This is a genomic window from Mesorhizobium sp. M2E.F.Ca.ET.219.01.1.1, assembly GCF_004016445.2.
Lineage (GTDB): Bacteria > Pseudomonadota > Alphaproteobacteria > Rhizobiales > Rhizobiaceae > Mesorhizobium.
The window spans coordinates 162,886-178,041 of record NZ_SADT02000001.1 but is presented as its reverse complement, the minus strand read 5'-3'; the positions used below and the strand labels follow the sequence as shown (position 1 = coordinate 178,041).

At 64.2% G+C, this 15,156-nt stretch carries 20 protein-coding genes; 11 read left to right on the top strand and 9 right to left on the bottom strand.

The window, feature by feature from the left end:
• The first annotated feature begins 177 nt into the window (after window positions 1–177).
• Window positions 178–603: an Hsp20 family protein gene (locus tag EN862_RS00770; protein WP_042641067.1), complete on the top strand. Its 426-nt coding sequence runs from the start codon at window positions 178–180 to the stop codon at window positions 601–603.
• Window positions 604–666: 63 nt separating this feature from the next.
• Entirely contained in the window at window positions 667–924 is a 258-nt protein-coding gene (locus EN862_RS00765; protein ID WP_036257920.1) for a DUF1150 family protein, read from the top strand.
• 86 nt (window positions 925–1,010) lie between these two features.
• Here the strand turns inward: EN862_RS00765 and ptsN are convergent, their stop codons facing one another.
• The 6 genes from ptsN to lptC all read right to left on the bottom strand — a co-directional run bounded on the left by ptsN (window position 1,011) and on the right by lptC (window position 6,285).
• Window positions 1,011–1,475, bottom strand: coding sequence for a PTS IIA-like nitrogen regulatory protein PtsN (gene ptsN / locus EN862_RS00760; protein WP_042641064.1), 465 nt, complete (start codon window positions 1,473–1,475; stop codon window positions 1,011–1,013).
• Between the two features lie 61 nt (window positions 1,476–1,536).
• The gene (gene raiA / locus EN862_RS00755; protein ID WP_042641062.1) at window positions 1,537–2,124 is read right to left on the bottom strand and encodes a ribosome-associated translation inhibitor RaiA; all 588 of its coding nucleotides are present in this window, start codon (window positions 2,122–2,124) and stop codon (window positions 1,537–1,539) included.
• A 330-nt stretch (window positions 2,125–2,454) separates the two neighbouring features.
• Window positions 2,455–3,981 carry an RNA polymerase factor sigma-54 gene (gene rpoN / locus EN862_RS00750; protein WP_127868387.1) on the bottom strand — a complete coding sequence of 509 codons (1,527 nt, stop codon included), beginning with the start codon at window positions 3,979–3,981 and terminating at the stop codon, window positions 2,455–2,457.
• 189 nt (window positions 3,982–4,170) lie between these two features.
• The gene (lptB, locus tag EN862_RS00745) at window positions 4,171–4,989 is read right to left on the bottom strand and encodes an LPS export ABC transporter ATP-binding protein (protein WP_042641058.1); all 819 of its coding nucleotides are present in this window, start codon (window positions 4,987–4,989) and stop codon (window positions 4,171–4,173) included.
• On the bottom strand, window positions 4,989–5,585 hold the full coding sequence (locus tag EN862_RS00740) for an LptA/OstA family protein (protein ID WP_127868386.1): 597 nt from the start codon (window positions 5,583–5,585) through the stop codon (window positions 4,989–4,991). Before EN862_RS00740 ends, lptB begins: the two co-directional genes overlap by 1 nt.
• Complete coding sequence (gene lptC, locus EN862_RS00735; RefSeq protein ID WP_127868385.1) at window positions 5,572–6,285, bottom strand: LPS export ABC transporter periplasmic protein LptC; 714 nt, start codon at window positions 6,283–6,285, stop codon at window positions 5,572–5,574. The genes EN862_RS00740 and lptC overlap by 14 nt, the downstream gene beginning before the upstream one ends.
• A 293-nt stretch (window positions 6,286–6,578) precedes the next feature.
• On the opposite strand from lptC, the gene sppA reads away from it, so the two are divergent.
• From sppA to EN862_RS00715, 4 genes are all read left to right on the top strand, one after another.
• The gene (gene sppA, locus EN862_RS00730) at window positions 6,579–7,535 is read left to right on the top strand and encodes a signal peptide peptidase SppA (RefSeq protein WP_127868384.1); all 957 of its coding nucleotides are present in this window, start codon (window positions 6,579–6,581) and stop codon (window positions 7,533–7,535) included.
• Window positions 7,536–7,613: 78 nt separating this feature from the next.
• The gene (locus EN862_RS00725; protein ID WP_027165368.1) at window positions 7,614–7,898 is read left to right on the top strand and encodes an integration host factor subunit beta; all 285 of its coding nucleotides are present in this window, start codon (window positions 7,614–7,616) and stop codon (window positions 7,896–7,898) included.
• Window positions 7,899–8,015: 117 nt separating this feature from the next.
• On the top strand, window positions 8,016–8,348 hold the full coding sequence (locus tag EN862_RS00720; RefSeq protein WP_127868383.1) for a DUF1049 domain-containing protein: 333 nt from the start codon (window positions 8,016–8,018) through the stop codon (window positions 8,346–8,348).
• Window positions 8,349–8,366: 18 nt separating this feature from the next.
• Complete coding sequence (locus EN862_RS00715; protein ID WP_127868382.1) at window positions 8,367–9,329, top strand: ornithine cyclodeaminase family protein; 963 nt, start codon at window positions 8,367–8,369, stop codon at window positions 9,327–9,329.
• Here the strand turns inward: EN862_RS00715 and EN862_RS00710 are convergent.
• From EN862_RS00710 to EN862_RS00700, 3 genes are all read right to left on the bottom strand, one after another.
• Entirely contained in the window at window positions 9,322–9,759 is a 438-nt protein-coding gene (locus EN862_RS00710) for an EVE domain-containing protein (protein ID WP_127868381.1), read from the bottom strand. The genes EN862_RS00715 and EN862_RS00710 overlap by 8 nt on opposite strands.
• The gene (locus EN862_RS00705; RefSeq protein WP_127868380.1) at window positions 9,756–10,136 is read right to left on the bottom strand and encodes a VOC family protein; all 381 of its coding nucleotides are present in this window, start codon (window positions 10,134–10,136) and stop codon (window positions 9,756–9,758) included. The genes EN862_RS00710 and EN862_RS00705 overlap by 4 nt, the downstream gene beginning before the upstream one ends.
• A gap of 70 nt (window positions 10,137–10,206) precedes the next feature.
• On the bottom strand, window positions 10,207–10,917 hold the full coding sequence (locus EN862_RS00700; protein ID WP_127868379.1) for a YafY family protein: 711 nt from the start codon (window positions 10,915–10,917) through the stop codon (window positions 10,207–10,209).
• 100 nt (window positions 10,918–11,017) lie between these two features.
• Here EN862_RS00700 and EN862_RS00695 point away from each other — a divergent pair, with 100 nt between their 5' ends.
• The 5 genes from EN862_RS00695 (at window position 11,018) to EN862_RS00675 (ending at window position 15,086) form a co-directional block, all read left to right on the top strand.
• Window positions 11,018–11,503 carry a DUF1772 domain-containing protein gene (locus EN862_RS00695; RefSeq protein ID WP_127868429.1) on the top strand — a complete coding sequence of 162 codons (486 nt, stop codon included), beginning with the start codon at window positions 11,018–11,020 and terminating at the stop codon, window positions 11,501–11,503.
• An 88-nt stretch (window positions 11,504–11,591) separates the two neighbouring features.
• Window positions 11,592–12,674: a class I SAM-dependent rRNA methyltransferase gene (locus EN862_RS00690; RefSeq protein ID WP_127868378.1), complete on the top strand. Its 1,083-nt coding sequence runs from the start codon at window positions 11,592–11,594 to the stop codon at window positions 12,672–12,674.
• 1 nt (window position 12,675) lies between these two features.
• A complete protein-coding gene (locus EN862_RS00685; RefSeq protein ID WP_127868377.1) occupies window positions 12,676–13,533 on the top strand; it encodes an RNA methyltransferase in 858 nt (285 codons plus the stop codon).
• A 23-nt stretch (window positions 13,534–13,556) separates the two neighbouring features.
• Window positions 13,557–14,039: a signal peptidase II gene (gene lspA / locus EN862_RS00680; RefSeq protein ID WP_127868376.1), complete on the top strand. Its 483-nt coding sequence runs from the start codon at window positions 13,557–13,559 to the stop codon at window positions 14,037–14,039.
• 57 nt (window positions 14,040–14,096) lie between these two features.
• Window positions 14,097–15,086: an MDR family oxidoreductase gene (locus tag EN862_RS00675; RefSeq protein WP_127868375.1), complete on the top strand. Its 990-nt coding sequence runs from the start codon at window positions 14,097–14,099 to the stop codon at window positions 15,084–15,086.
• Window positions 15,087–15,156: the final 70 nt, after the last annotated feature.

Here is a 15,156-nt window from a genome sequence, read left to right as displayed (position 1 = left end):
GTTTTCGGACAAGATCATGCTCCAATGAAGTGCTGAATCAGGATGGCGGTTCAACGAAACGTCATCCTGATTTCAGCGGCTTGAACTTGATCGCGCGGCGGACCATATCAAGACCATCGGGAAAAATGCCATCCGGGTTTTTCCAGTTTGTGTCGCTCTTCAGAGGACAGTGTAACAATGAGTCGAATGACGCCCTTCTCCAGCCCGCTTCTTCTGGGCTTCGATGCCATGGAAAAGACGCTTGAGCGTCTGGCGAAGACCGGCGACAGCTATCCGCCGTACAACATCGAACGCCTCAGCGCCGCTGACGGCAAGGCCGAAAGGCTGCGCATCACACTGGCCGTTGCCGGTTTCGCCGAGAGCGACCTCGATGTCACCACGGAGGAAAACCAGCTGATCGTGCGAGGTCGCCAGACCGACGACACCGAGCGCGAATTCCTCCACCGCGGCATCGCCGCGCGCCAGTTCCAGCGCTGCTTCGTGCTGGCCGACGGCATGCGGGTGATCGCGGCCGAGCTGAAGAACGGCCTGCTGTCGATCGATCTCGATCGGCCGGAGGCCGAGCGGCTGGTACGAAAAATAAACATATCGGTGAAAGACTGACCTTTGCCGATGGCTCTATGCGAGGCGGCCAATCCTGGCGTCCTCGCGCCAAGGAGGCTTGAAATGACCAGAACTGACGAAACGATCACCATGACCAGCGGCGAACTCGCCCATCTCGGCGAAGGCTCTGTCGCTTATCTGAGGAAAGTGTCGAGCGACGACCTGCGCGGCCGCTTCCCTGGCCTCGGCGAAATCGCGCCCGGCCTGGAGCTGTGGGCGCTGTTTGCCGCCAACGGCCAGCCGATCCTGCTTTCCGATGCCCGTGACCGGGCGCTGGCGGGTGCGCTTGAGAACGACCTGACCACCGTCGCGATCCACTAACGCGGCTGTGACGTCTGGAATGGAAAGGGCCGCCAGCGGCGGCCCTTGGAAGGTTTAATCCAAAAACGAAGCTTTAGTCCAAGACATCAGGCCGCGTGCGAGGCCTGCGTGTCGGACAGCAGCGCGTGGATCGCCACCGCGTCCCGCGTACCTCTGATCTTGGCAACCGTGTCGGCATCGCGCAGCACGCGCGCGATGCGCGACAGCGCCTTGAGATGGTCGGCGCCCGCGCCTTCGGGCGCAAGCAGCAGAAACACCAGGTCGACCGGCTGGTCGTCCAATGCCTCGAAATCGACCGGCGTTTCCAGCCGCGCGAAGACGCCGGCGATCCGCTTCACGCCCGCGAGCTTGCCATGCGGAATGGCGATGCCGTTGCCGACGCCGGTCGATCCCAGCCGTTCGCGCTGCAGGATGGTGTCGAACACCTCCCGTTCCGGGATTCCCGAAATCGCCGCCGCCCTCTCCGACAGCAATTGCAGAAGCTGCTTTTTGGAATTCGCCTTCAACGCCGGCATGATCGCCGGGACGCTGATGAGATCGCTGAGATCCATGCTTGAAAAATCCCTTGCTCGCCTGCCGCGCCAGTCGTCGCCCCCTCGCGCGGCCGGCTTTTTATGCCTGTGCGACTTTGGTCGTCGACGGATCGATCCAGCCGATATTGCCATCCGGCCGGCGGTAGACGATGTTGAGATGGTCGGTCCCGGCGTTGCGGAACAGGAATACTGGGCTGTCGCTGTTGTCGAGCTCGATGACAGCCGACGCCACCGACATGGTCCGCAGCGTCATGCTTGATTCGGCGACGATGGCCGGAGCGAAGTCCTCCGGAATGTCTTCTTCATCGTCGGTCAGGGGCGCCATCACCGTGTAGGCGATGTCGGTCGGCTCTTCGCCATTGCCGTTGCCGGTGTTGCGCGATTTCAGCCGGCGCTTGTAGCGGCGCAGCCGTGTTTCCAGGCGGTCGGCCGCCGCCTCGAAAGCAAGCGTCGGGTCCTGGGCGTCGCCGGTCGCCTGCAAGGAAGCGCCGGAATCGAGCCGGACCATGCAGTCGGCGGAGAAACGCGACCCCGATTTGATGACCGTGACATGTCCTGAAAAACCCCGGTCGAAATATTTCTCGATCGCCTCGCCGACCCGGTCGTTGATGCGCGTGCGGAACGCATCGCCGATGTCCATGTGTTTTCCCGAAATGCGTAGATTCATCTGAAAACTGACCTTCCTTGCTCAGGCTTCAAACTGGTTCCGAGTTTATACCCGTGGCGCGCGCGCACAAGCTTCGCAACGGCATGCGCGCCGATTTTAGACCCGAACTTTCCGGTTGATCACAAGTCGCCTTCTTGGCCATCCGTGGCCGTATCTGACGGACCCATTCGCAAGCGGGCATTACCGCCCCGCTCATGCGGGCGGGCTTCTAGACACTTCATTGCGGCTTGTCAATGAAGCTTGGGAATTGTGGAAAATCAGCCTGTCTCGCACCGGCCAGGCCTGTGTGGGGATTCGGGTCAGGCCGGCATCATCCGAATATGGACAAGCCTAGCGGCCGGCGTTCGCGAGCGCTCGCTTCTCCCGTCGCCGCTGCACCGAGGACGCGATGTTCATGCCTTCGCGGTATTTCGCGACGGTGCGGCGCGCTATGTCGATCCCGCTTTCCTTGAGCATGTCGACGATGGCGTCATCGGAGAGCACGTCGGCGGGCTTTTCCTCGTCGATCATCTGCTTGATGCGGTCGCGTACGGCCTCGGACGAGTGCGCTTCGCCGCCTTCGGCCGAGGCAATCGACGCTGTGAAGAAATAGCGCAGCTCGAAGACCCCGCGCGGCGTAAGCATGTATTTGTTGGCGGTGACACGGCTGACGGTCGATTCATGCATGCCGATGGCGTCGGCCACCGTGCGCAGGTTGAGCGGCTTGAGGTGGCGCACGCCATGGACGAGGAAGGCGTCCTGCTGCCGCACGATTTCCGAGGCCACTTTCAAAATGGTCTTGGCCCGCTGGTCGAGGCTGCGCGTCAGCCAGTTGGCGTTCTGCAGGCATTCGGCGAGAAAATCCTTTTCCGCCTGGTCCTTGGCGTGGCTCGATACACGGGCAAAATAGACATTGTCCACCAGCACGCGCGGCAGCGTGTCGGCGTTGAGCTCCACCGCCCAGCTGCCGTCATTGGCGGCGCGGACCTCGACATCGGCGACAATCGCGTCGCTTGCGCCGCCCGAGAATGCCAGGCCGGGTCGCGGATCGAGCGCGCGGATCTCGGCCAGCATGTCGAGGAGGTCCTCCTCATCGACGCCACAGATGCGCTTCAGCGTCTGGAAATCGCGCCGCGCCAGGAGCTCGAGATTTGCGACCAGCGCTTTCATCGCCGGATCGAACCTGTCGCGCGCCTGAAGCTGCAGCGACAGGCACTCGGCAAGGTCGCGCGCGAAGAGTCCTGCCGGCTCGAAGCTCTGGCAGACGCCAAGCACATGCGCCACCGCCGCTTCATCCGTGCCGAGCCGGACTGCGATCTCCACCAGGTCGGTGCGCAGATAACCAGCCTCGTCGAGCCCGTCGGCAAGCTCGCCCGCGATGAGACGGTCGCCGGGGCTCAGCGAAGCAAGCGCGATCTGCTCGCCGACATATTCGCGTAATGTGACGACGGCCGCGGCCATGTCACCGACGTCGAACCCCTCGGATGAGGCCGTGCCGGCGCTGCCCGCTGCCGACTTCCACTGCGCCGTGAGATCCGGCCCCAGCCGCTCGCTGGTGCCGGGATCGTCGGGAAACAGGTTCTCCAGTGAAGAGTCGAGTTTTTGCGAGATCGCTTCCGCGCTCCACTCCGTCTCGCCCTCGAACCAGTCGCCCGCGCTGTCCCGCTCCGGCGCGGCATCGCTTTTCTGGGCCTGGTCGCTGGCGGCGTCGTCCTGCGGCTCGGCGCGCTCCAGGAGGGGGTTGCGCTCGATCTCCTCATCGATGAAGCGATCGAGCTCGACATGGGTGAGCTGCAGCAGCCGGATCGACTGCATCAGCTGCGGCGTCATCACCAGCGACTGGGATTGTCTGAGCTGCAGTTTGGCTGCCAGCGCCATGGTGGGATTCAAACGCCTCGTCTACGCGTCGGACTCTTGCTTTCCGGTCGGGCATAGAAACTGGCCCGGCTTTTGCTTGTCAAGGAAAACGCTAGCAGGATCGGCTTACCGGAGCGTTATCGGGCCGAAAAATCGCGACAAACCAGTCGAAATTCGCTCAAATTCACTCTGGAGAAAGGTATTTCACGCTCAGAGCGTGAAACCCTCGCCGAGATAGAGACGCCGCACATCGGCGTTGGCGACGATTTCGTCGGCCCGGCCATGCGTCAGCACCTGGCCGGCATGGATGATATAGGCGCGATCGATCAAGCCGAGCGTCTCGCGCACATTGTGATCGGTGATCAAGACGCCGATGCCGCGCGCCGTGAGGTGACGGACGAGCTGCTGAATGTCGGCGACGGCGATCGGGTCGATGCCGGCGAAGGGTTCGTCGAGCAGCATATAGGCAGGCCGCGTCGCCAGCGCCCGCGCGATTTCGAGGCGACGCCGCTCGCCGCCCGACAGCGACATCGACGGCGCCTTGCGCAGATGGCTGATGTGGAACTCCTCGAGCAGCTCGTCGAGATTGCGTTCGCGCACCTTGCGATCCTTTTCGACCACTTCCAGCACGGCGCGGATATTCTGCTCGACGTTCAGGCCCCGGAAGATCGACGCTTCCTGCGGCAGATAGCCGATACCAAGGCGGGCGCGCCGGTACATCGGCATCGAGGTGACATCGAAGCCGTCGATCTCGATGGAACCCTCATCGACGGGGACAAGGCCGGTCACCATGTAGAAACAGGTCGTCTTGCCGGCGCCGTTGGGGCCAAGCAGGCCGACGGCCTCGCCGGCGCGCACGCCGAGCGTCACCCCGCTCACCACCTTGCGGCCCTTGTAGCTTTTGGTCAGGCCCTTGGCGATCAGGGTGCCCTTGAACTTCGCCTTGTCGGTGCCGACCGTCGCCGGGGCAGCCGGCTTTGCGGCCGCCCGTCCCGGAAGACGGGCAAGCAGCGAGGATACGCCGGCCATTACTTGCTCGACGCTCCCTGCTGGGCCGTGCCCTGCTTCTGGGGCGTGATCGACATGATGACGCGGCCGCCACAACCGTCGACATTGGCGAGGCCGCTCTTCATCTGCACGGTGAGCATGCAGCCCTTGAGCACGTTGTCGCCTTGCGACAGCACCACTTCCTTGCCCTTGAGCACGAGCACCTGCGTCTTCATGTCGAACGTGCCGCTGTCGCCGGTGGCGACCTGGTCGTTCGATTTGACGTAGACTTTGTTCTCGACCTCCAAGTGATCGATATTGGCGGCGCCCGTCATTGCCGACGCTCCGGCAGCCACGCTTTTGTCAGCCTTGGGGTCCTTGACATAGTACACCGTCATCTTGCCGGCCTTTAGCAGCGTCGGCCCCTGATTGACCGTGACGTTGCCGCTGAAAACGGCCATGCTCTCGGCCTGCCGGACTTCCAGCTTGTCGCTCTCGATCTGGATCGGCTGGTCGCCGGACAGCTTGAGCCCGGACATCTGGCTGGTCGCGCTCGACTGCGCGAAGGAATGCGCCGCCCCCAGAAACAGCAATGCGGAGGCAGCACCCAGAGCCCACGCGGATTTACTGCGACGCATTCTGTTCTCCACTGTTTACCCCTGCCGCCTTCAGCGCAGTCGGATCGATGTTGACGCGAACCCGGTTCTCGAAGACCACAAGCCTGCCATTGTCCTCGACCGACATCGAGTCCGCGGTGATGCGCGACCCGCCACGGCTGACGTCGACCGGATTGCTCGTCTTCATAGAGCCTTTGCCCATGTCTAGGAAGATCGATTTGAATTTCGCCGCAAGGCCGTCCGTCGTCGTCACGCTGACGTCGCTGGTGAGGTTCATCGTATTGGCGTCGCGATTGTAGATACCGTGCTCGGCATCGACCGATACGATATTGTCGGTGGCGACGGGCAGTTTGGCGTTGATGCCTTCGAGATCGATCACGGCCTGCTGGCCGACGTCCTGCGTCGCCCTGGTCGCCGTCAGCGAATAGGGCAGCTTCTGCTTGGTGAAGCCGTTGAGCTTCGGATTGGCCATCACCAGCTTGCCGTTCGAAAACGCCGTGCCGTCGGCCTGCACGGAAATGGAGATGGGCGCTTTAAGGTAGGAATAGACTGGAAAGGCGATCGCAATCGCGGCCGCGAGCAGCGGCACTGCGAATTTCAGCACGCGCACGCGGCGCGAGTGCCGTCGCGCGCGGTTGAACGCCTCGCCGCGCGTGCCGTCTTGGATCGCGGGAGCCGGTGCCGGTGCGGCATCGCTCGTTTCGTCAGATCGCGCCAACATGACTTTTCTAATGGACCTTTGCCCGCCCAAACATCGCCTATAGGTGGTATGCCGGCACCTACACGCAAGCACAAGGGGACGAAAACTGCAAAAATGTGACGGCTGCCGCCCTCAAAATCGGGAGGAATTCGGGGAGACGGCCCGCACTTCATAGCAGATACAGACGGGACTGCGTTAATTTTTCGTGAGGTCGGCATCAACGCCGAGGCTCGAAGCCGGTGTTCAGGAAACGGTAGCCGTGTGCTGAGGCTTGCTTTAAAAGCTTGCTTTCCCACCGACCCATGAGGCTGACGATGGCAATGAGAGCCGACGACCTGATCGACCGCCGCCGCTTGCGCCGCAAGCTGACTTTCTGGCGCGTGGCCGCTTTTGTGGTTCTGGCGGCAGCCGTCATCGCCTTCTCGGCCTGGTTCTATGACGACAATTTTACCGGCCGCGCGGTCCCTCACATCGCCATGGTGAAGATCGAAGGCACCATCACCGAGGACGAGGAGCTACTCAAAAGGCTGGAGGCGATCCGCACATCGCCGGAGGTAAAGGGCGTCATTTTGTCTGTCGATTCGCCCGGAGGCACGACTGTCGGCGGCGAGTCCATCTTCGAAGCGGTGCGCAAGCTTGCCGGCGACAAGCCGGTGGTCGCCGAGGTCGGCACGCTGGCGGCATCGGCCGGCTATATGATCGCCAGCGCTGCCGACCACATCGTCGCGCGCAAGACCTCGATCGTCGGCTCGATCGGCGTGCTGATCCAGTATCCTGACGTCAGCGGCCTCATGGATAAGCTCGGCATCAAGCTGGAAGAAGTGAAGTCCTCGCCGCTCAAGGCTTCGCCCTCGCCCTTCAAGCCTACCAATGACGATGAGCGCGCCATGGTGCGCAAGCTGATCCTCGACAGCTACGACTGGTTCGTCGGCATCGTCGCGGACCGCCGCAAGATGACGCATGAGCAGGCGCTGGCGCTGGCCGACGGTTCGATCTTCACCGGCCGCCAGGCGTTGGCCAACCATCTGGTCGACGCCGTCGGCGGCGAGCAGGAGGCGATCGACTGGCTGGCGACCAAGGGCGTGGATGCCAAGCTCAAGGTCGTCGAGTGGAAGGACAAGGACAGGCGTGGCGGTTTCCTGTTCTCGCAGTCGATGACAAAAATGGCCGCCAAGGCGCTTGGCCTGCCGGATGCCGGCGGCGATGTCATTCACGAGCTTGGCGCCGACCGCTTGTTTCTTGACGGTCTCGTTTCGGTCTGGCACCCTTGACATGCCGTTGGCACGAGCCAAAAAAGCAATAAAAATCATTCTGATAATCGTCTGCAGTGGTTTTACGGGGAACGTTCTATGATCAAATCCGAGCTTGTGCAGATCATTGCTGCACGCAACCCGCACCTTTTCCTGCGCGACGTCGAAAACATCGTCGGTGCGATCTTTGACGAAATCACCGACGCGCTTGCCGAGGGCAACCGGGTCGAGTTGCGCGGTTTCGGCGCGTTTTCGGTGAAAAACCGTCCCGCCCGCACCGGCCGCAACCCGCGCACCGGCGAATCCGTCGAGGTCGAGGAAAAGTGGGTGCCGTTCTTCAAGACCGGCAAGGAGTTGCGCGAAAGGCTGAACGGCGGCAAATAGGCGCCGCGCCGGCGGGTGAGACGGCATCTTGGCGCTTAAAGCATGTCTCCCGAAAGTGGGGGCCGGTTACGGGCCAAAGACATGCGCGCTTAGGAAGCTTCTCTTTATGGAGATCTGATGTTCAATCGCTTCATCCTCGTCGTGGTCTTCGTGCCGCTGGCCATCATCCTGATCGCGCTCGCCGTCGCCAACCGCGGCGCCGTCGCCTTCACGCTCGATCCATTCCATCCCGGCAATCCCGCGCTGACGCTGAACCTGCCGCTTTTCATCTTCCTGTTCCTGGCCTTGGCCATCGGCATGGTCGTCGGCAGCATGGCGACCTGGATGAAGCAGGGGCGCTACCGCAAGCTCGCGCGCCAGCGCGGCCTGGAGGCTGAAAACCTGCGCCAGTCGGTGAGCCGCGCGCCGGCCGCGCCGAACGGACCGGCACTGCCCAAGCCGACCAATTAAAGCAATCCGGAGCCTTCGATGCTGACCATTTCGGCCGCCGAGGTCGACCGCGCGCTGACCTTTCCCGGCCTGGTCGAGACATTGCGCACCGCTTTCCGCGAGGGCGCCGTTCAGCCGGTGCGTCACCATCACGCGGTCGAGCGGCCGGATGGCGCCGCCTCGACCCTGCTTTTGATGCCGGCCTGGACGGATTTCAATGCCGCGGGGACTTCCGCGGGTGGCTATATCGGCGTCAAGATCGTCACCGTGTCGCCGGACAACAACACAAAAGGCAAGCCGGCGGTGATGGGCCTCTATCTTTTGCTCGACGGCGTCACTGGCGAGCCGCAGGCGATGATCGACGGGCAGCGGCTAACGCAATGGCGCACGACCTGCGCCTCGGCGCTCGCAGCCTCCTATCTCGCCCGCAAGGATGCCTCGCGGCTCTTGGTCATCGGCGCCGGCGCGCTTTCGCCGTTCCTTGCCAAGGCGCATTCGGCGGTCAGGCCGATCACTTCCATCCGCATCTGGAACCGCACGCCGGCCAATGCCGAAAAAGTGGCCGCCGCCTTGCGCGCCGAAGGCCTTCCGGCAAGCGCGGCCGGCGACCTCGACGCGGAGCTTGCCGAGGCCGACATCGTCGCCTCGGCGACCATTTCCAACACGCCGCTGGTCAAGGGCGCGCTGCTGAAGCCGGGCGCCCATGTCGATCTGGTCGGCGGCTTCACGCCCGACATGCGCGAGGCCGACGACGATGCCATTTCGCGCGCCCGCGTCTATGTCGACACCCGCGCCGGCGCCACCAAGGAGGCCGGCGACATCGTCCAGCCTCTGGCCTCGGGCCTGCTGAAGCCGGAGGCGATCATCGCCGACCTGCATGAACTCGCGCGCGGCGAGAAGCAAGGCCGCCAAACCGACAGCGAGATCACGCTGTTCAAGTCGGTCGGCGCAGCGCTTGAAGATCTCGCCGCCGGCATCGCCGTCTACGAGGCGCTCAAATAGCAGCGCTTTGCAGCCTGGCTCCCATCGCCTCGCCGACCAACCGGAAATCACGCTCGCTGATTTCGAACAGGCCGAAGCGCAGCTGGTAGCCCCAATTCGGCTTGCCCGCGGTGAAGTCGAGCCTGTCTAGCAGCGGCTTGATCGGTGCTTCCCTGGCATCGCACCAGTCGACGTCGCGCCGCGCGGGCGTGAAACCGCCGCCCATGACGCCCTCATACACCTCCCCTTGCCGCACCGTGCCGACGGCCGTGAAGGATTGCAGCCCGTCTTTCTCGCCGAGCACTGTGCTCGGCGAGTAATAGACGATGCCGTCGCCCGGCTTGATGCGGCGCAGCGGCGCCGCCTTGCCGTGGTTGACCTGCATGAAGCCATCTTTGCGGCCGATCCGCACATGCTCGGCCGATGCGACCGCGAGCCAGAAGGCGCTCATCCCCGCGCTCCCGCGAAAGGCCAGTACACGCGCAGGCGATGATTGTCTGGATCGAGCGCGACGAAGGTGCGGCCGAAATCGAGATCGGTTGGGGCCTGCAGGATGTTCAGGCCGCGACCCGACCAATCGATGTGCGTGGCATCGACCGCCGCCGCGTTCTCGACGGCAAGCACAAGCTCGCCACCACCACCTGCCGCCGCTGCGGCCGGTTCCACGGTATGACGCGACCAGAGGCCAAGCTTGAAGCCCTTGTCGAGCACGAACATCGCGAAGGTCGGCGAGGATTCGACCGGCTCGCGTCCGAGCAACGAGGCGTAGAACGCGCCGCTCTTTTCCGGACTGTCGACATAGAGGATGACGAAATTCGGCGTGGTCATATCTGATCTCCAAAGTGTCTGGACCTTGGGAACCATACGCAGACCTGCTGTCAGATTCTGGCAGCAGCAATCAGCCGGAAGTGTCTTTCGCGCGGCTCTGATCCGGCCCGTTGAGCGTTGCCCGCCATTCCTTCAGCATCGCCTGGCGGCGGCGCGGATAACGGATGCCGGTCGCTGTCAGATCGGACATACGGTCGGCGCGGAAATGCCGGAAATCCTCGCGCGTTTCGCACCACGCCGCCATCACCCGAACTTTGTCGAAGAATGCGAGCGCGAAGGGCCAGACCACGCGCTTCGACGGCGTACCACCGGCATCGCGGTAGAGGAAGCCCAACTTGCGTTCCTCGCGGATCGCCTGCCGCACAACGCCGAGGTCGATCGCTTCGAGGTTGTCCGAGCGTGGCCCGACCAGCAGCGTCGTCGCATCGAGATCCTCGCGCAGGTCATCCGGCAGCACCGCCGCGATCTTGGCGAGCGCATCCGCCGCTGCGGCGGCCAGTCTTTTGTCGGGCTGCTTTGCCACCCAGCGCGAGCCGAGCACGATCGCCTCGATCTCCTCGTCGCTGAACATCAGCGGCGGCAGCATGAAGCCGGGCTTCAGCACATAGCCAAGCCCCGCCTCGCCCTCGATCGGCGCGCCTTGCCCCTGCAGCGTCGCGATGTCGCGGTAGAGCGTGCGGATCGACACACCCATCTCGTCCGCAAGCGTGCGGCCGCTCACCGGCCGGCGATGGCGGCGCAGGATCTGGATTAGGTCGAGCAGGCGTTCCGAACGGGACATGGATTGGGTAACCGATGCGCCGCACAATAGGGCTGGTGCCGACATCACGGCAAGCGACCCTCCAAGGGAACGCCTTCCGTTCGCGGCCGTTGTGCCCATCATGGAGATGCGCGGGTTCCTGTTGTTCTGGTCTGTGCTGACCGCTCTCGTCGCGGCGCTCAGCCTTGGGCCATCCTTTGCCCATGTGCTGGAATCGCTGCCCAGGCTGACAAAATGGTCGCCGGCTTTGTGGCGCGAGGCGACGGTCTTCAACGGCCAGTTCGTGCTTTTTGCCGTGATCGGAGCGCCGCTCGATATCGCCGCGATCCTCTGCCCGGCGCTTCTCGCCTGGATGCTGCGCGGCCAAGCAGGTGCGTTCTGGTTCGTGCTGGCCGCCACGTTGCTCTACGCCGTTTCGCTGGCGCTCTGGTTCGGTCTCGTCAAACCGGCCAACGACGTTCTCGCGACCTGGGCGCCAGGACCGATCCCGGACAATTTCGAGGCCGTCCGGCTGCGTTGGGAAACCGGTCACATGGCGGTGACCGCGGCGAAGGTCCTTGGCTTCATTTCGCTTTGTTTCGGCCTGCTCGGTGTCCGGCATGGTTGACGACCCCGCCATTGAATAGGCCAGGCTTTGTTGCGCCGGGGGGCTTAGCTGTGGCAGAAGCGGGCCGAACCGCCGGAGATGATCCTTCTTGAAATCTTTTCGCGACAAGCGCCGCGATAACCGACCGCAGCACGCGAGGCCGGAACAGGCCCGCCCGCGGGACGCGTTTGCGGCTGGACGGCAGCAGGCGGCATCCGCGGAGCGCCGCGAAGCGAAACCGGCGGACCGGCAGGACGCGAAACCGGCGCCGCGTGTTCTTGCCCGCCGCGAGGGCTCCTTGCCCGCCGAGCGCCTGCCGCTGATCCTCGAAGTCGCGCCCAACGCCGACTACGCGCTGCTGGACAGCGGCGCGGGCGAAAAGCTCGAGCAATACGGCCCCTACCGCATCGTGCGCCCCGAGGGCCAGGCGATCTGGCAGCGGGCCCTTCCGGCAAAGGAATGGGAGCGCGCCGACGCCATCTTCACCGGCGACACCGACGAGGAAGGCATCGGCCGCTGGCGCTTTCCGAAATCGCCGCTCGGGGAAACCTGGCCGATGAAGCATGACGGCATCGACTATCTCGGCCGCTTCACCTCGTTTCGCCATGTCGGCGTCTTTCCCGAGCAGGCTTCGCATTGGGACCATATGGCGGGGCTGATCGCCGCGGCGAAGCGTCCGGTCAAGGTTCTCAACCTGTTCGGCTATACCGGCTTGGCCTCGCTGATCGCCGCCCGCGCCGGCGCCGAGGTCACCCATGTTGATGCCTCGAAGAAGGCGATCGGCTGGGCGCGCGAGAACCAGGAGATGGCCGGCCTCGGCGATAAGCCGATTCGCTGGATCGTCGAGGACGCGGTGAAGTTCGCCGAGCGCGAGGAGCGCCGTGGCAGCCGCTACGACATCGTGCTGTTCGATCCGCCGGCCTATGGGCGCGGCCCCAAGGGCGAGGTCTGGCAATTGTTCGAGGACCTGCCGGGCCTTACCGATCTCTGCCGCGCGATCCTCACGCCGAAGCCGCTGGCCGTCGTTCTCACCGCCTATTCGATCCGCGCCTCCTTCTTCGCCATCCACGCGTTGATGCGCGATACCTTCGCCGGCATGGGCGGCACGGTCGAATCCGGCGAACTGATCATTCGCGAGAAATCCGCCGGCCGCGCGCTGTCGACCTCGCTCTTCTCGCGCTGGGTGGCTTGAAATGAACGCATATGACGGCGCTCGCCCTGTCGGGCAGGTCAAGGAAGCCACCAGCCTCGCCAATCCGCTGGTCAAGGACATCAAGGCGCTGGCGCTCAAGAAATTCCGCGACCAGCAGAACGCCTTCATGGCCGAAGGCTTGAAGCTGGTCATCGACGCGCTCGACCTCGGCTGGTCGATCAGGACGATGGTCTTCGCCAAGGCCGGACGCGGCAACGCGGCCGTCGAAAAGGTCGCCGCGCGGACTGTCGCCGCCGGCGGCACGGTGCTGGAGGTCTCCGAAAAGGTGCTGGCCGCCATCACCCGGCGCGAAAATCCGCAAATGGTGGTCGGCGTCTTTGCGCAGCAGACCGTGCCGCTGAAGGACATCCGCGCCAGGGACGGCGATGTTTGGGTGGCGCTCGACCGCGTGCGCGACCCCGGCAATCTCGGCACCGTGATCCGCACCGTCGACGCCGTCGGCGCCAAGGGGGTCATCCTTGTCGGCGACACCACCGATCCGTTCTCGCTGGAGACGGTGCGCGCCACCATGGGCTCGATCTTCGCCGTGCCGGTCGCGAGAGCGACCGAGCAGGCCTTCCTCGCCTGGCGGCGCGATTTTTCGGGCCTGGTCGTTGGAACGCACCTCAAGGGCGCGGTCGACTATCGTTCGGTCGATTTTTCCAGGGGACCAGTTCTGCTGCTGATGGGCAACGAGCAGCAGGGTCTCCCGGACAGCCTCGCCGAAAGCTGCGACCGGCTGCTCCGGATCCCTCAGGCAGGCCGAGCCGATTCGCTCAATCTGGCCGTCGCCACCGGCGTGATGCTGTTCGAGATAAGGCGCGGCGCGTTGAAGCTCGACGCCACCGAGACGCGATGAGGACTGCCCATGAGGACTGACAAGTGAAATCCTGGTCCCCTTATGCCTTGCTGGTGATCGTTGCCATTGCGCTCGACCAGTGGATCAAGCAGCTGGTCGAGAACGGTCTCGCCTTTCAGGAGAAGGTCGATCTCCTGCCCTTCCTGGCGCTGTTTCGCACCTACAACACCGGCATCGCCTTCTCGATGTTCCAGTCCTTCGGCGATACCGGCCTGGTGGCCGTCGCGGTGCTGGTCGTCGCCTTCGTGCTTTATCTTGCCACGCGCACCCCTGCCGGCCATGTCATCGCCCGCACCGGCTTTGCGCTCATCATCGGCGGCGCGCTCGGCAATCTCATCGACCGGGCCGTCTACGGCCACGTCATCGACTACATCCTGTTCCACACGCCAGTCTGGTCCTTCGCGGTGTTCAATCTCGCCGACGCCTTCATTTCGGTCGGTGCGGCGCTCGTGGTCTTCGACGAGCTGATCGGCTGGCGGCGCGAGCCGAAACCTTCGCAAGATTGACCGCGCGGGTCTGTCGCCGCACAGTCCAACGACCCACGGAACCCGAGGAGAAAAACCGTGACCGAGACCTTCAAAGCCATCCTCGTTTCGCGCGATGCGGACAAGAAGCAGTCGGTCGATGTCGTCGACCTCACCGAGGCCGACCTGATGGAGGGCGATGTCACCGTGGCCGTCGAGGCAACGACGGTGAACTACAAGGACGGGCTCGCCATCACCGGCAAGGCGCCGGTCGTGCGCCGCTGGCCGCTGGTTCCAGGCATCGATTTAGCCGGCACTGTGATCGACTCTTCCCATGCCGACTGGCGCAAGGGCGATCATGTGATCCTGAACGGCTGGGGCGTCGGCGAGACGCATTACGGCGCCTATGCCGGCCGCGCCCGCGTCAAGGGCGACTGGCTGGTGCCGCTGCCCGAGGGCATGAGCGCGCATGACGCGATGGCCGTCGGCACGGCCGGCTACACCGCAATGCTCTCCGTCATGGCGCTGGAGCGCCATGGTATCGTGCCGGACCGTGGCCCGGTGGTGGTGACGGGCGCGGCCGGCGGCGTCGGCTCGGTCGCCATCTCGATCCTATCCAGCCTCGGCTATCATGTCATCGCTTCGACCGGCCGCAACGCCGAAAGCCCCTATCTGATCGACCTCGGCGCGGCCGAGGTGATCTCGCGCGAGGAGCTCAGCCAGCCGGCGAAGCCGCTCGCCAAGGAGCGCTGGGCGGGCGGCGTCGATTCGGTCGGCAGCCATACCTTGGCCAATGTGCTGTCGATGACCTCTTATGGCGGCGCGATCGCCGCCTGCGGCCTGGCCGGCGGCATGGACCTGCCGGGAAGCGTCGCGCCCTTCATCCTGCGCGGCGTCTCGCTGCTCGGCATCGATTCGGTGATGGCGCCGAAGCCCGTACGCCTGGAGGCATGGCGCCGCATCGGCGCCGACCTCGACTTGAAGAAGCTGTCGACATTGTCGCGCACCATCGGTTTCGACGGCATTATCGCCGCCGCGCGTGACATCGTCGAAGGCAAGATCAGGGGCCGCGTCGTCGTCGACATGTAGCCGGCAGGCCCCGCAAAGCTCCGGCTTCGCCCGCGCATGCGGGCGGCAGGAATCCGGGCGATCGCTAAAA

Excerpts from the sequence above, each read along its gene's own strand:
- EN862_RS00770 (WP_042641067.1), top strand. The coding sequence starts at position 178 with ATGAGTCGAATGACGCCCTTCTCCAGCCCGCTTCTTCTGGGCTTCGAT.
- EN862_RS00765 (WP_036257920.1), top strand. The coding sequence starts at position 667 with ATGACCAGAACTGACGAAACGATCACCATGACCAGCGGCGAACTCGCC.
- ptsN (WP_042641064.1), bottom strand. The coding sequence starts at position 1,475 with ATGGATCTCAGCGATCTCATCAGCGTCCCGGCGATCATGCCGGCGTTG.
- raiA (WP_042641062.1), bottom strand. The coding sequence starts at position 2,124 with ATGAATCTACGCATTTCGGGAAAACACATGGACATCGGCGATGCGTTC.
- rpoN (WP_127868387.1), bottom strand. The coding sequence starts at position 3,981 with ATGGCGCTGGCAGCCAAACTGCAGCTCAGACAATCCCAGTCGCTGGTG.
- lptB (WP_042641058.1), bottom strand. The coding sequence starts at position 4,989 with ATGGCCGGCGTATCCTCGCTGCTTGCCCGTCTTCCGGGACGGGCGGCC.
- EN862_RS00740 (WP_127868386.1), bottom strand. The coding sequence starts at position 5,585 with ATGCGTCGCAGTAAATCCGCGTGGGCTCTGGGTGCTGCCTCCGCATTG.
- lptC (WP_127868385.1), bottom strand. The coding sequence starts at position 6,285 with ATGTTGGCGCGATCTGACGAAACGAGCGATGCCGCACCGGCACCGGCT.
- sppA (WP_127868384.1), top strand. The coding sequence starts at position 6,579 with ATGGCAATGAGAGCCGACGACCTGATCGACCGCCGCCGCTTGCGCCGC.
- EN862_RS00725 (WP_027165368.1), top strand. The coding sequence starts at position 7,614 with ATGATCAAATCCGAGCTTGTGCAGATCATTGCTGCACGCAACCCGCAC.
- EN862_RS00720 (WP_127868383.1), top strand. The coding sequence starts at position 8,016 with ATGTTCAATCGCTTCATCCTCGTCGTGGTCTTCGTGCCGCTGGCCATC.
- EN862_RS00715 (WP_127868382.1), top strand. The coding sequence starts at position 8,367 with ATGCTGACCATTTCGGCCGCCGAGGTCGACCGCGCGCTGACCTTTCCC.
- EN862_RS00710 (WP_127868381.1), bottom strand. The coding sequence starts at position 9,759 with ATGAGCGCCTTCTGGCTCGCGGTCGCATCGGCCGAGCATGTGCGGATC.
- EN862_RS00705 (WP_127868380.1), bottom strand. The coding sequence starts at position 10,136 with ATGACCACGCCGAATTTCGTCATCCTCTATGTCGACAGTCCGGAAAAG.
- EN862_RS00700 (WP_127868379.1), bottom strand. The coding sequence starts at position 10,917 with ATGTCCCGTTCGGAACGCCTGCTCGACCTAATCCAGATCCTGCGCCGC.
- EN862_RS00695 (WP_127868429.1), top strand. The coding sequence starts at position 11,018 with ATGGAGATGCGCGGGTTCCTGTTGTTCTGGTCTGTGCTGACCGCTCTC.
- EN862_RS00685 (WP_127868377.1), top strand. The coding sequence starts at position 12,676 with ATGAACGCATATGACGGCGCTCGCCCTGTCGGGCAGGTCAAGGAAGCC.